Annotated in this window: 13 protein-coding genes; 7 read left to right on the top strand and 6 right to left on the bottom strand. The window is 65.7% G+C overall.

The features are described from left to right. Positions 1 to 6: 6 nt before the first annotated feature. Together NTV05_01405 and NTV05_01400 are read left to right on the top strand one after the other, a co-directional pair. Positions 7 to 582 carry a TlpA disulfide reductase family protein gene (locus NTV05_01405; protein MCX6543051.1) on the top strand — a complete coding sequence of 192 codons (576 nt, stop codon included), beginning with the start codon at positions 7 to 9 and terminating at the stop codon, positions 580 to 582. A 12-nt stretch (positions 583 to 594) separates the two neighbouring features. Beyond that, complete coding sequence (locus NTV05_01400) at positions 595 to 822, top strand: hypothetical protein (protein ID MCX6543050.1); 228 nt, start codon at positions 595 to 597, stop codon at positions 820 to 822. Between the two features lie 233 nt (positions 823 to 1,055). Here the strand turns inward: NTV05_01400 and NTV05_01395 are convergent, their stop codons facing one another. Then, on the bottom strand, positions 1,056 to 1,928 hold the full coding sequence (locus NTV05_01395; GenBank protein MCX6543049.1) for an SPFH domain-containing protein: 873 nt from the start codon (positions 1,926 to 1,928) through the stop codon (positions 1,056 to 1,058). Between the two features lie 316 nt (positions 1,929 to 2,244). Here NTV05_01395 and NTV05_01390 point away from each other — a divergent pair, with 316 nt between their 5' ends. The 4 genes from NTV05_01390 to NTV05_01375 all read left to right on the top strand — a co-directional run bounded on the left by NTV05_01390 (position 2,245) and on the right by NTV05_01375 (position 5,800). Further along, positions 2,245 to 2,493: a hypothetical protein gene (locus tag NTV05_01390; GenBank protein MCX6543048.1), complete on the top strand. Its 249-nt coding sequence runs from the start codon at positions 2,245 to 2,247 to the stop codon at positions 2,491 to 2,493. A gap of 133 nt (positions 2,494 to 2,626) precedes the next feature. Next, positions 2,627 to 2,929, top strand: a complete 303-nt coding sequence (locus tag NTV05_01385; protein ID MCX6543047.1) for a hypothetical protein — start codon at positions 2,627 to 2,629, stop codon at positions 2,927 to 2,929. 32 nt (positions 2,930 to 2,961) lie between these two features. Continuing rightward, the gene (locus tag NTV05_01380) at positions 2,962 to 3,291 is read left to right on the top strand and encodes a hypothetical protein (protein ID MCX6543046.1); all 330 of its coding nucleotides are present in this window, start codon (positions 2,962 to 2,964) and stop codon (positions 3,289 to 3,291) included. A 67-nt stretch (positions 3,292 to 3,358) separates the two neighbouring features. Further along, positions 3,359 to 5,800, top strand: coding sequence for a TonB-dependent receptor (locus NTV05_01375; GenBank protein ID MCX6543045.1), 2,442 nt, complete (start codon positions 3,359 to 3,361; stop codon positions 5,798 to 5,800). Positions 5,801 to 5,874: 74 nt separating this feature from the next. Here NTV05_01375 and NTV05_01370 read toward each other — a convergent pair whose 3' ends face one another. From NTV05_01370 to NTV05_01350, 5 genes are all read right to left on the bottom strand, one after another. After that, positions 5,875 to 6,570 carry a hypothetical protein gene (locus NTV05_01370; GenBank protein MCX6543044.1) on the bottom strand — a complete coding sequence of 232 codons (696 nt, stop codon included), beginning with the start codon at positions 6,568 to 6,570 and terminating at the stop codon, positions 5,875 to 5,877. A gap of 6 nt (positions 6,571 to 6,576) precedes the next feature. Next, positions 6,577 to 8,817: an acetate--CoA ligase family protein gene (locus tag NTV05_01365; protein ID MCX6543043.1), complete on the bottom strand. Its 2,241-nt coding sequence runs from the start codon at positions 8,815 to 8,817 to the stop codon at positions 6,577 to 6,579. A gap of 15 nt (positions 8,818 to 8,832) precedes the next feature. Then, positions 8,833 to 9,411 carry an indolepyruvate oxidoreductase subunit beta gene (locus tag NTV05_01360; GenBank protein ID MCX6543042.1) on the bottom strand — a complete coding sequence of 193 codons (579 nt, stop codon included), beginning with the start codon at positions 9,409 to 9,411 and terminating at the stop codon, positions 8,833 to 8,835. Positions 9,412 to 9,446: 35 nt separating this feature from the next. Further along, positions 9,447 to 11,060 (bottom strand): thiamine pyrophosphate-dependent enzyme, encoded by a 1,614-nt coding sequence (locus NTV05_01355; protein ID MCX6543041.1) that lies wholly within the window; start codon positions 11,058 to 11,060, stop codon positions 9,447 to 9,449. Positions 11,061 to 11,281: 221 nt separating this feature from the next. Next, positions 11,282 to 12,262 (bottom strand): alpha/beta fold hydrolase, encoded by a 981-nt coding sequence (locus tag NTV05_01350; protein ID MCX6543040.1) that lies wholly within the window; start codon positions 12,260 to 12,262, stop codon positions 11,282 to 11,284. A gap of 129 nt (positions 12,263 to 12,391) precedes the next feature. Here NTV05_01350 and NTV05_01345 point away from each other — a divergent pair, with 129 nt between their 5' ends. Next, complete coding sequence (locus NTV05_01345) at positions 12,392 to 14,023, top strand: amidohydrolase (GenBank protein ID MCX6543039.1); 1,632 nt, start codon at positions 12,392 to 12,394, stop codon at positions 14,021 to 14,023. Positions 14,024 to 14,063 lie beyond the last annotated feature (40 nt).

The raw sequence follows: 14,063 nt of genomic DNA, 5'->3' as shown, positions 1-14,063 counted from the left end.
CACGAGATGAACATGCGTTGGCTGTTGGCGGCGGTGGCGGCGGCAGGGCTCGCGGCGGCCGTCATCTGGGGCGGGACGACGGCGCCGGCGGGGGGGGGCGCGACGACGGGGCGAGCGGCGTCGACCGGGTCGAAGGCGCTGAGCACTGAGGTGTGCGACGCCGGAGCCAAACCCGCCAATCTGAACTTCACGCTCAAGGACGCCAACGGGGCGGATGTCAGGCTCGCCTCCTTCAAGGGCAAAGTCATCGTGCTCGACTTCTGGGCCACCTGGTGTGGGCCCTGCAAGCTCGAAATCCCCGGGTTCGTCGAGTTGTACGAGAAGTACAAGGACCGCGGCCTGGCCATGGTCGGCGTCCAGGTCCAGGATCAGCCGGAAGGCCTGAAGCCGTTCATGCAGGAGTTCAAGATGACGTACCCCGTGCTGGTGGGGATGGGGCACGACGATCTCGAAGAGGCCTTTGCGCCGATGTGGGGGCTGCCGACCACCTTCGTCATCAGCCGGGACGGCCTGATCTGCAGGAAACGCATGGGGCTGCACGCGAAGGAGCAGTTCGAAAAGGACGTGCTCGGTCTCCTGTAGTATGATCGTACCGTGACCACAAAGGGATTCGCCCATGCCACTCTCGCGTGCGGTTGCCGTCTGGCGTTCCGCGACGGCGTCGAGGGCAGTCCGGTCACGGTCGTGCTGGAGTTGAAATCCTCAGGATGCGCGGTGCCCTGGCACGTGTCGGGGCTCCCGGTGTTCGATCACCGCGAAGCGCTCCGGCCTCCCACACGCCTGCTGCCGGCCAAGGAAGAGGGCTTCGAAGAAGAGGGATAAGGGACCGGTTAACGTCGCACATTGAGATTAGGTTCGCGGGTCGCCGGAGTCACTCCGGCGACCCGTTTTCGTTTCTGGAGCCGGCCGGGCCCGGCCCGCGTTCTGCACCGCCCGCCTGAGCAGAAACTCGATCTGTGCGTTGAGGCTCCGCAAGTCGTCGTTGGCCCACCTCTGGACCAGCTCGAGCAGGTCGGGATCAACACGAAGCAGAAACGCGCGTCGGTCGGCCATCGCTATTGGTAGAGCGTTCCGGTATTGACCACCGGCTGCGCCGCTCGCTCGCCGCACAGCACGACCAGCAGGTTGCTGACCATGGTCGCCTTCCGTTCCTCGTCCAGGTTCACGATGCCCTTCTTGTTGAGCATCTCAAGCGCCATCTCGACCATCCCGACCGCACCTTCGACGATCCGCTGCCGTGCGGCGATAATCGCCCCGGCCTGCTGGCGTTGCAGCATAGCGGCCGCGATCTCCGCCGCGTAGGCCAGGTGGCTGAATCGCGCCTCGATCACCTCAACCCCAGCCTTCGCCAGACGATCCTGGATTTCGGTCTTGAGGTGCGCGGCGACCTCTGAGGTGTTTCCGCGCAGCGACATCTGGTTCTCAATGTGCGTGTCGTACGGGTAGCTGGTCGTCAGGTTGCGCAGCGCGGCCTCGCTCTGCACGTGGACGTAGTTATTGTAGTCGTCGACCTCGAAGCACGCCTCCGCGGTTTCGACCACCCTCCACACGACCACCGCCGCAATGTCAATCGGGTTCCCGTCCCGGTCGTTGACTTTCAGCCGGGCGGTCTCGAAGTTCCGGATCCGCTGCGAAATCCGGCGCTTGGTGAAGAACGGGTTCGCCCATCGCAGCCCCGGGGCCTTGACGGTGCCCACGTAGCGGCCGAACAGCTGCAGCACTTTGGCTTCGTTCGGGTTGACGACGAACAGCCCCGTCAGCATCGTGAAGTCAATCACCCAGACGAGCACCCAGAGCACGATCATCCAGGCGTCGACCGGCTCCTGAACGGCGGTGATGAAGCCGAACGTGCTGCCAATCAGCACAATCAGCAGAATCGGCAGCGCCACCCAGCCCGAAGCCGCAGAACGTTCGATTTCCCTGATCATGATTCCATGTCCTCCATGCTTGCGAAATGATATCACTATGAAATCTTGGTGTCAACAAGCGGTGCCGTGGCGCTTCGCTCCGCGTCCCCGCCCTTCTTCTCTTGGTTCGAGGGGCCGCTACCGCGAATTGCCACGTCACCTCCGAATCGCCGTGTCACCCGCGTAGCGCTGACGCGTTATCATGGAGGCCGTGATCCGAAGTGTCTGCCGTATCGTACCCACGCTCGTCTTGTCAGCCTCGGTCTTGCTGATCGGCGGAACGGCCGCATGTCAACAACGTGAGCAACCGCGTCCGATCATCGTCGCGGACAACGTCGTGACGGTCCAGAATTCGACGGCGGAGGAGTGGCTGGGCGTCGAGGTCTGGTTGAATTACCATTACCGGGTGACGCGATCCTCGATGCCGCCGGGCGAGCGGTTCGGCATTCCGCTGAACGTGTTCGTGGCGGGCTTCGGGCAACGATTCGACGCCAGACGGCAGGTGGTTCAGACGATCCAGGTGAAGGCGATGACTGCGTCTGGTGCGCCGGTCGATCTGATGTTCGGCAGCGGGCCCAGACGTTAACGCGCCCTCGGGACCTGCGCCACGGGCTGTTAGCGGGGAGCGGCCCTGGCACGCCGCAGCCGCCGGCAAAGGCGGCTGGCCACCAGGCCGCTCACGCAGGTCGTGAAACCGTTTCCAGTGAGGGGAGTCCGCGGTGGCAAAAATCAAGTCTGAACTGGAAATCGCGTGCCCGTGCTGTTCGGCCGTGATCGTGATCGACAAGAATCTCGACCGGGTCATCTCGCACCGTGAGCCCCCTCGTGCTGACACCCCTGACCTCGATCACGCCGCGCAACTGGTCGCCGACGAGAAGGCCCGCCGCGAGGCGGCGTTCGAACAGTCGGTGCAGACCCAGAAGACTCGAGGCGATGCGTTGTCGAAGCGGTTCGAAGAAGCCCTGCGCGCCGCACGCGAAGAGCCGATCTCGAAGCCGAAGCGGGAATTCGATCTCGACTAGAGACCTGCTCACCCGTACATATAGAGGCTGACGTGGAACGACGCTGCTGGACCGTTGTCCTATTCGCGATGGCGATACTCGTCGCGGGGAGCGGCGGGTCCGCCCCGCTTCGAGCCCGTACCGCCGTTGCTCCGCAGGGGCCTGGCCAGCAGCCGCCGTCCTTCACCTCCACGACAGTGCTCGTTCCCGTGGATGTACGCGTCGTGGATCGCAAGTCCGGGAAGGCGGTGACCGATCTTCAGCAGGACGACTTCACCCTGCTCGAAGACGGCATGGACCTGACGCACGCCGCCAACGACGCGCTCGTCGTCTACGACTACCGGGCCGATCTGATCGGCAGTGCGGACCGAAGCGTCACCTGACGGGAGACACCGTAGTGGAGAGCCACTTGCCGCCCATCGATCGCCTCCATGCCTGGGAGGCGCAGGCGTGAAGGTTCGATTCGTCGCGGCGGTGCTGCTGTGGCTCGTGCCGCACGCGGCCGGTGCTGCCGCGATCCATGGAACCACGACGGCCCAGCGGGGCGTGACCCTGCTCCCGGGCGTCGAGATCACGGTGACTCGGGCAGACACGGGCGGCCACGCGGGTGGCGTCGTCTCCGATGAGCTGGGTCGCTATCGTGTGAGCGGACTCCCAGCCGGACGCTACGAAATTGTCGCGCGCCTCGCCGGCTTCACCGACGCCAGGTCAGGCCCCATCGTGCTGGCGGAGAACCAGGACGCCGAGGTCAACCTGGATCTCGACGTGGCGGCGGTGTCGGAGACGGTCAAGGTCGTCGGCGAGGCCGGGCTGGCCCAATCCCAGACCAGCGTCTCCCGGGACACCGTGAGCGGCCAGATGGTGGACGTGCTGCCAGTGGCGGGGGATTCCTATCAGACGCTGTTGCCGGTGCTGCCTGGCGTGGTGCGGCAGCCGGACGGGCGAATCAGTATAAAAGGGGCGCGGCCGACTCAGGGGGCGCTGCAGCTCGGCCGGGGCAGCGGGAGCGATCCGTCGACCGGGAACTTCGGCCTCGAGCTGCCCGTCGATGCGGTCGAGTCGATCGATGTGGTGGCCAGCCCGTACGGCGCCGAGGACGGCCGCCTGACCGCGAGCCTCGTGCGGATTGAGACGCGGGCAGGCAACAATGTCTGGCGGGCGATCGCGAACGGCGTTATCCCGGCACTGTGCCTGAAACTGTGCGATGGCGGCACGATGGGCGTCGCCACCTACCAGCCGCGAGGATGGGTCGGCGGCCCGCTCGTGAAGGACCGGCTCTTCATCGCGCAGGGCGTACAGTTTCGGTGGAGCCGGACCCGCGTGCCGAGCCTGCCTGAGCACGCCAATGACACGATCGCCCGGAGCCTCTATCTCTTCACGCGGCTCGACGCGAATCTGACGTCTGGTCACACGCTGACGACCACGCTGGCGTTCTTTCCACGCGCGATCGATGCCGCAAACCTGAACACCTTCAACCCGGTCGGCGTCGCTCCGAATGCCCGACTGGTCGGCTACAACGTGGCCTTCATCGACCGCCTGACGCTGTCGCATGCCAGCTTCCTCGAATCGAACGCGAGCGTCAGCTTCTACCACACTCGCGTGTTCGGCGAGGGCCTGCAGGACATGGAGTTGACGACCGAGGGGAACCGGGGCGACTTCTTCAACACGCAGGACCGCCGAACGGTGGTCCGCCAGTGGACCGAATCGCTCCAGCTCATCCGGCATGCCGCAGGCGAGCACCTGCTCAAGGCGGGCTTCGACCTCATGCACGCGGCCTACACGGGCACCAGCCTGAGCCGGCCGGTGCTGGTCCGCCGTGGTGACGGCACCCTGAGCCAGCGGTTCGACTTCGGCGGCCTGACGTCCCAGCGTGTCAGCGGGCTGGACGTGGCGATGTTCGTCCAGGATCGCTGGCGCATCTCGCCGCGGTTCGTGCTCGAGCCGGGGCTCCGTCTCGATCGCGACGGTGTGCTGGGGCACTTCAACCTCTCGCCCCGCTTCGGTTTTGTCGCGGCGATCCTGCCCCGCGATATCGGCGTCTTCAGGGGCGGTGCCGGGGTCTTCTACGAGCGCACGCCACTCAATGTCGGAGCATTCGAGTCGCTCGAAGCCGCCACGCTCACCCGGTACGCGCCTGATGGCGTCACATCGGCCAGTCCGCCCGTGACCTATGCGCACCGGACGGGCGTCCTCGAGACGCCGCGGGCACTCGCGTGGAACCTCGAATACGATCACCGGTTCGGCTCGGACGTGCTCGTCAAACTGAATCACCTGCAGCGCCGCGGATCGCACGAGGCGGTGCTCGACTCACGCGAATCCGGCAGCCTCGCCGATCTCTTTCTGGACAGCAGCGGCCGCTCTCGCTACGTCGAGACAGAGTTGACGGTGCGATATGGAGCGAACGACAACCGTCAACTGACGCTCAGCTACGTTCGCTCACACTTCGCGCAGAACCTGAATGCCTTCGATCTCTTCTACGGAGACTTCCGCAACCCGATTGTGCGGTCCGACCAGTACGCGACGGGTCCAGCCGACGTGCCGGATCGCTTCATGGCAAGAGGGGTCCTCACGTTGAAGAAGAGGTGGACGCTGTCAACTCTCGTGGAGATCCGCGACGGCTTTCCGTACTCGGACATCAATCAGGACCAGGAGTACATCGGCGTCCGCAACGCGGGCGGAAGGTTCCCGGCGCTGTTCACCTGCGACTCCAGCCTGCTGCGAACCGCCACGGTCCTCAAACGCCGGGTGCGGCTCGGGCTGCGCGTGTACCACATCTTCAACACGTCTTCCCCGCGCGACGTGCAAAACAACGTCGATTCGCCCGCGTTCGGCACGTTCTACAACAGCATGGCGCGCAGGATCCAGCTCACGTTTCAGTTCATCCCTCGGTAGGGAAGATCACTCCGGAGTGAATGTCCGCACCAGGAATCCCGACGACGATCACTCCGGGAGTGATGGTTCGCCGATCACACCCAAGGCCGGAAGTAGCCGCGCCGCGTATAGGGCGCCGGCAACGCCGTCCACTTCTCACAGCCCGGGTAATCGAGGGGCTTCCGGTCGGGATACCGCGCGCGAAACGCCTTGTAGCGTGCCCGGAGACGCCGTTCGCGCCTGCGATCATACGGCAGCGCGGTGTGCGGGTAGTCGATGAGCATCTGCTCGGCCTTCCAGACGTTCTTCTCGGACAGCCGCCAGTCGTATCCGTCGAGTGTCGTCCGCAGGTCCGCCACGGCAAACGCCGTCACGCAGCCGGTGAAATCGATGTACGACTCGAAGTAACTCTGCGCCAGCGCCCGCGCCGTCCGGAAGACGGGCTTGCGCCCGTGCAGCCCCGGATCGCGAGACCGGGCGACCGACCCCCACCGACCGCGATGCCGGTAGACGAACAGCACGTGATCGAGCTTGTCGACCGACTCGAAACTCAGCACGAGCGGTGGATACCCATGCTGCTCGAGAATGACGGCCGCGGCGAGCGCGGCTTCGAGGCAGTGCGCTGTGCGGTGCCGGACGACGCCCCGGAAGCTTCTGAGCGTCTCGCCGAGCGGCCTGGCTTCATTGTTGTACGGCAGCGAGTTGAGAAACCCCTGCACCAGTCGCGGCGTCCGCAATTGGCGGATGAGGCGGCGTTCCTGGGCACTGAAGTCCGCGGGGGAAGGGGGCATGCTTTCCTACCCCGTCATCCTCGCTCCGCAGTATACGTTGAACAACCGCATTGCGCGGTCGGCCGTGCGAAACGTCGGAATGCCCGCCGCGTTCAGGTGCGCCGCCATCGCGTCGTAGAGCGCCCCGGCGTCGACAACGGCAATCCATGGCTTGCCGTTCCTGTCGCGCATGCCGGCGAGGCGGCCGACGATACTGTCCGGCCGGAGAAAGTCCTCCCGATGGCCGTCGCCCGCGGGCAGCGAATTGAGGGCGCCCGTCATCGGCACGCAGCCGACGACGGCCGCATCAAACGTCTCATCGTCGAGCGCCGCCTCCACGACCTCGGCGTACGCCGCGTCACCCATGATCGGCGTGAGGTCGATTGGGTTGTGAATGTCGACGACCTGATCGATGCGGCTTCTCGCGAGGATCTCGCCGAAGGCGCGCTCAGTGGCCGGAGCGTACGGCGGGAGTTGAAACGATCCCAGGTTGTCGGCGATCGCCACGCATTCGAACCCGGCGTTGGAGACGGCGGCAAGGTTCCAACCGGTGAGAGGCGCGGTGCCCAGCAGCGTGAACATCTGCGTGAGGTCGTCGAAATCTGCGAGTGAGTCGGCCACGATCACGCCGGCCTGTCTTGCCAGTGCCACGGTCACCGCGTAATCGCCGGCGATCGACGCAGTGTGGCTGGCCGAGGCCTTCGCGCCGGCTGGTGTCCGGCCCGCCCGATACAGCACCACGGTCCGACCCGAGTCCACGATGGCCCGGGCGGCTTTCAGGAACGGCAGCATGTCGAGCGGCCGGAACCCCTCGACATACACGGCAAAGACATCGATGCCGTCATCATCTTTGAGATACGCCAGGTAGTCGCCCACCGTCAGATCCATCTGATTGCCGAGCGTGATGGAGTACTTCGGGTTGAGCGTCGCCAGCTTGCTGGCGCGGGCGACCGCGAATGCGCCGCTCTGGGAAATCACGGCGAGGCGCGACGGCGCGCCCGTCGGCACGGGCAGCTTGTATTCGGGAATGAACGTCGTGTCGTACCGGCCCGGCATCGACCGGATGCCGAGACAGTTGCCGCCGTTGATGATCGGCCCGCCCCAGAGGCTCTGTCGCGCGTTGATCAGCGCGTCGCGCATCCGGCGTACGATCGCTTCACTGCCCGCTTTCTCTTCGAGCCCGCCGGGAATCAGCACGACGCTCTCGGCCGCCTGCCGCTCGATAATCTCGACCAGCGCCAGCGACGCCCGCGCCGCGTCGATGCACATGACGAACATGTCCACCCGCTCTGGCAGTGACGCGATGTCGGCGACGCACCGGCATCCTTCGAGCCGTTCGCTTCCGGGTTTGATGATGAAGATATGGTCCCGGTCGAATCCCTCGCGGAGGAGGTTGTTGACGATGATGTGGCCGGGATTCAGCCGTTCGGACACGCCCATAATGGCGGCCGTCCGTGGTTCGAGCAGGTGCTTCAGCTTCGCGAGCGGGCGGGGCGGCGCCCCGGTGCCAGCCCTCTGTGCCGGGTCGCGCAACGTGACCAGGACGTCGAGCGCCACCAGACGCCCGTCAGCGGCGCGGACGAACGGATTGACCTCGCACTCCGCGATCTGGTCACCGAACGCGCGCGCCAGGTCCAGAAACGTCAGCGCGACGCCTGTGATGGCCTCCATCCCGATCCTGGCGGGCTGGCCACGCAGTGGACGCGTCGCCAACTGAACGACGGCCACGCGCTCCAGCGCCTGTCGCACCGTGTCAAGTGTGGACAGCTCCGGCGACAGGATGGCGACATCCCGGCCCACCTTGAAGTGGTCTGCCAGAAACTCCGTGTAGATGCCTCCGGCTCCGATTGTCACGACAGGACCCGCGTCTTCGTTCCAGCGGAGGCCGACGAGGAACTCGTTCCCCAGGCCGGTGGCGTGCGCCACGAACTCGCTGATGGTGTAGCCGACGACGCCGTCGGTGCCCAGCCGGGCGTCCATGTCCGTAATCGTGGCGGCGACCGTCGCCACCGTTTTGGCGACGATGGCCACGCCGCCGACGTCGCTCTTGTGCAGGATGTGCGGCGAGACGACCTTGATCACCACCTGCTCGCCGGGCAGCCGATCAAGCGCCGCCGGCGTAACGTCCGCGGCGGACCCGACAAAGACGTGCGCGGGTGCCGGCAGGCCGAGGGCCGCGAGACACTGCAGTCCTTCTGTTTCGATCAGGGCGCTGCGGCCGTTGCGGCGCGCCGTCTCGAACGCGGTCTCGATGAGCGCGATGTTCATTGGCGGGACACCAGACTACCGGCCGACGGCGGCTTCACGCCCCGCCGCCAGCGCCTTGAGGTTGGTTTCGACGACCCTGGCTCCCTTCGCCGCGAACAGCGTGCCGACGAAGTGTTCAATCGTCTCCAGTGTGACCGGCAGCAGGCTGGAGGCGGCGCCGATCATCACCATGTTGGTGGCGCGCGCCGACCCGGCCTGCCGCGCGAGCCGTTCGGCGTCGATCAGGATTGCGCGCGGCAATGTTCTGATCCGGGCCAGCAGACCCTCCAGGTCGGGGTAGTTCGCGAAGTTGGCGACCGCATCGGTCGAGGTCAGCACCGTGCCCGTCGGTGACAGATAGGGCAGGTACCGGAGGCTCTCGAGCGGCTCCATGCTGAGTACGAGCGATGCGGTGCCCCGCGGAATCAGGTCGCTCGCGATCGGCTTGTCGGAGAGCCGCAGGTTGGCCTGGACTTCGCCGCCGCGCTGCGACATGCCATGCACCTCGGACTGCTTCACCGACAATCCCTCGTGCATGGCGCTCGACGCAATAATCGCCGAAACCGACAGCACACCCTGTCCGCCGACGCCCGCAAGGATGATGTCGAACTTCATGATGGCGCCCTCAGAGCCTCAACCCGCTCGAGCGGCTACGCACGTGCGGCCACCTGCTCCTGCTTCCCGCGCTTGATCGTTTCGAGGCATTCGCGCACGGCGATGATCACGGACAGCCCGCGGTGCTCGACCTCGCGTCGCAGCACCGCCGTGTTGTGGGCGTCGTGGCGCGGATGCGCATCGAGCACGTGCAGATGATCGGCCGGAACGCCCAGTCCTCGGACCAGATCCTCCAGCTGGGACGACGGCCGGATCGTCGGCTGGCCACCCGTCATCCCGACGGTCTTGTTGTCGAGGATGAGCAGCGTCATCGGCGTATCTTCGGTAATCGCGTCGAGCAGCGGCGTCACGCCAGAGTGGAGGAACGTGCTGTCGCCAATGACCGCGACCACGGGATGCAGCCCCGCTTCGGCGGCGCCCTTGGCCATCCCGACCGATGCGCCCATGCAGACACACGACTGAATGGCGTTATAGGGCGGCAGCGCCCCGAGGGTGTAGCACCCGATGTCCGAGGTCACGACCGCATCGGGGAACCCGGCCAGCGCGGCCGTCACGGCGTGAAAACTGTCGCCGTGCGGACAGCCCGCGCACAACTGCGGAGGCCGGGGCGGCAGCGTCAGCCCTTCGATCGTAAGCCCCGGCCGGGACTTGAGGCCGAGCGACGCGCGCACGATATCCGGATTCAGTTCGCCGTCCGGCGGCACATGCCCGGATTCGCGGCCCTCGATGTCGACATTCGGCGGGAGGACGCCGCGCAGCGCCCGCTCCAGATACGGATACCCCTCTTCGAGCACGAGAACTCGCCGGAGACCGCCGACAAACTTGCGGATCATGTCGGCGGGGAACGGGTAGGCGCCCACGTGCAGATGCGGAGGCGCCACGCCAAGGTCCTCGATATTCTCGATGTAGTAGTTGCGGGCCAGCCCTGTCGTGATGACCCCGAACGGCGCAGGGGAATCGGCACCCGTCACGGTGTTGTGAGGACACGATGCGGTGTAGCGTCGCATCTCCGGCTGCCGCTCGAGCAGCGCCCGCCACTGCCGCCGCGCGTTTGCCGGCAGCAGGATCCACGAGGCCGGCGTGGCGGACTTCGCCACGGGATTCTCAGGCCGCGGTTCGGCAGTCGTGACGTTGCCTCGGCTGTGGGCGAGCCGTGTCACGAGCCGGATCATGATGGGAATCTGAAAACGCTCCGACAGATCGAACGCCTCGCGCGTCATGTCGTACGCCTGTTGATGAGACGAGGGTTCCAGGCAGATCACGCGGGCGAAGTCGGCGAACAGACGGCTGTCCTGCTCGTTCTGCGAACTGTGCATGCCCGGATCGTCGGCGACGGCCAGGACCAGGCCGCCGTTGATGGTGATGAGCGCCGAATTCATGAACGGGTCGGCCGCCACGTTCAACCCGACGTGCTTCATCGAGACCAGCGCGCGCCGTCCGGCAAACGACACGCCAAGGGCTTCCTCGTACGCCGTCTTCTCGTTGGCGCACCACTGGGCAATCGGCGTCCCGTGCTTCCGCCGATACCGGATCAGGTATTCCGTGATCTCGGTCGACGGCGTGCCAGGATACGCGTACGCGGCCGTCAGGCCGGCATGAACCGCGCCGAGCGCGACAGCTTCGTCGCCGAGCAGGACCGTCTCACTCATGGGGAACTCCTGCGCACGGGTCTGGGGCGTTGGGGGACTCCCGGACGCGAATCGTGCGCCGCCGGGTGCCGGGGCGGGGCTGCTTGATGAGTGCCTCTACATCCCTGACGACCGTGTCAGGGGACCAGTCATTACCCGTGTATGTTTTCACAAGTATGCCCTGGGGGTCCATCAGCACCGTCGGGAGCTTGTGGCCGCTGTTCTCCCTGTCCGCGGACCCGTTACATCCCCGTGTGCGCCGCGGCGAACTCAACAACCTGCTGTTCGGCCCAGTAGCCGTCGTACCCGTCGTTCGCGTTTTCGATGTAACCGCAATGTCCGCCGTGGCGGGTGATCCGCAGTGCGATGTGAGGATTGCCGGTGACCTTCGGATCGCGAAACGGTTCGACCGGAATGAACGGATCATCCTCGGCGGCCACGATGAGCGCGGGAACGCGGATCTGGTCCACCACGCGCATGGACGCCGCGCGGTAGTAGTAGTCAGCCGCGTCCTTGAACCCGTAGTGCGGTGCGGTAAACCGATCGTCAAAGGCCCTGATGCTCCGGATTCGCCAGAGTCCGGTGACGTCGTAGGATCCCGGGTGCATGAGGGCCTTTCGGCGAATTCTCCGGCGGAGACTGCGCATGAAGTCCCACTCGTAGAGGCGGTTCCTGATCCGCTCCATCGCGTCCATGCAGGCGCCGAGTTCGAGGGTGGGGGAGACGGCGCAGATCGCCCGGAGCCAGGCCGGCGCGTTGTCGCCAAGCAGGCCGGCGAGGCGCAGCGCAAGATTGCCGCCGAGCGAATAGCCGGCGACCGCCATCGACGGAAGGCCGTCGGCGTCGGCCAGCTCCGTCAACACCGCCGCCACATCCGCGGTGAGGCCGGAATGGTACAGACCCTCGCACAGATGCTCGGTCCCGCCGCAGTTGCGCTGATTGAGACGGATGACATTGAAGCCGCGTCGAAGCGCCTTGTCAGCGATGCCGAGCATGTAGTGTGAATCGCTCGATCCCTCGAGTCCGTGCAGCGCAACCAGCGTCGGGTGGGTCCGCGGATCGTCCTGCCAGTGGCAGTGCGCGAGGACGCGAGTTCGGGGCTCCACGTCGAAGAGACGGGGCACTGCGGGCGGCAAGTCTGGAAAGTGACGGTCTCGGGCCCACGCGTAGAGGGTCATCCGGTGGCCGCCGCGCAGCCAGCGCGGTGGGTCAAAGTCCTGCATCAGACCTTAGTCTATCGCAGGCACGGTTACGGATACTTCCGGGCTGGAGTAGACTACTGCCGCGATTGGGAACCCCGAACCATCCCGCCGCAGCGATCAACAGACGCGGCCAGACCCGAGGAGCGCAGAATGTTCAGAGCCAACCGGATTGCCTTCACCGTGCTGTGTCTTAGCCTCGGCCCGGGCTTGGTCGGCGCCGCCCCGCAGCAGGCCGCCAAGAAGCCCGCCGTCGATCCCGTCGAGGTGCGCGTGCAGGCACTCAAGCAGCAGGCCATCGCCGCAGTCGACCGTTCGGCGGTGCTGACACAACAGATGATCGATCAGCTGTACAGCTACGGCGAGCTGGGGTTCCAGGAGATCGAGACGTCCCGGTATCTGAAGGGCGTCCTGCGGCAGGCCGGGTTCGTGATTCAGGAAGGCGTGGCGGGCATTCCCACCGCGTGGACCGCGACCTGGGGATCGGGCAAGCCCGTGATCGCGCTCGGGTCGGATATCGACAGCCTGCCGCAGACCAATCAGAAGCCGGGCGTTCCGTGGCACGAAGCCCTGGTGGAGGGCGCACCTGGACACGGTGAGGGTCACAATTCGGGCGTGCCCTTGAATATCACGGCGGCGCTGGCCGTGAAGCAGATCATGGAGCGCGAGAAACTGTCGGGCACCCTCATCATCTGGCCCGGCGTGGCCGAGGAACTCGTAGCCGCCAAGGCGTTCTATGTGCGCGACGGACTCTTCAAGAACGTCGACGTCGTCCTCTTCTCGCACGTGTCGAACAACATGGGCGTGTCGTGGGGGTCGGACGCCGGCAACGGCCTCGTGTCGGTCGAGTATCAGTTCAAGGGACAGACGGCTCATAGCGCCGGCATGCCGTGGCGGGGCCGCAGCGCCCTCGATGCGGTCGAATTGATGGACGTGGGCTGGAACTTCCGCCGCGAGCACCTGCGCATTCAGCAGCGGTCGCACTATGTGATCACCGACGGCGGCGATCAGCCCAACGTCGTCCCGGGAACCGCGTCAGTCTGGTACTACTTCCGCGAGACCGACTATCCGCACATCAAGGAAATGTGGGACATCGGCAACAGGATGGCCGACGCGGCCGCGATGATGACGGATACGACCGTCACCTCGCGCGTGCTGGGCGCCGCGTGGCCCCAACACTTCAACAAGGTCGTGGCCGAGACGACCTACGCCAATATCAAGCAGGTCGGCATGCCGGCGTGGGATGAGGCCGATCAGCAGTTCGCCAAGGCGGTGCAGCGCGAACTGAAGCAGCCCGAGCGCGGACTCGAGACGGCGGTCGGCAGATTCGGCGAGCCGATCAGGGAAGAGGACAAACGGGGCGGCGGGTCTGACGACATCGGTGACGTCTCGTGGACCGTGCCCACCATTACGCTTCGCTACCCCGCCAATATTCCCGGCACCACGGGCCACCACTGGTCGAGCGGCATCGCCATGGCCACGCCGATCGCGCACAAGGGATCGACCGCCGGGGCGAAGGTCCACGCGCTGACGATGATTGACCTCCTACTGAAACCGGCGATCATCCAGCAGGCATGGGAGTACTACAACACGGTTCAGACCAAGGACCAGAAGTACATTCCACTTCTGCGGCCGCAGGACAAGCCGGCGACGTTCCTCAACTCGAGAATCATGGAGCAGTACCGCGAAAAAATGAAGGCGTTCTACTTCGACCCGTCAAAGTACAAGACGTACCTCGAGCAGTTGGGCGTGGCGTATCCGACGCTGTCGAAGCCGGGGAAGTAGGGGCGCGATTCATCGCGCCCTTCAAGGCCTGGAGGAGGCG

It is taken from the genome of Acidobacteriota bacterium (assembly GCA_026393755.1).
Classification (GTDB): Bacteria; Acidobacteriota; Vicinamibacteria; order Vicinamibacterales; family JAKQTR01; genus JBAXOX01.
This window is presented reverse-complemented; position numbering and strand designations above follow the sequence as displayed.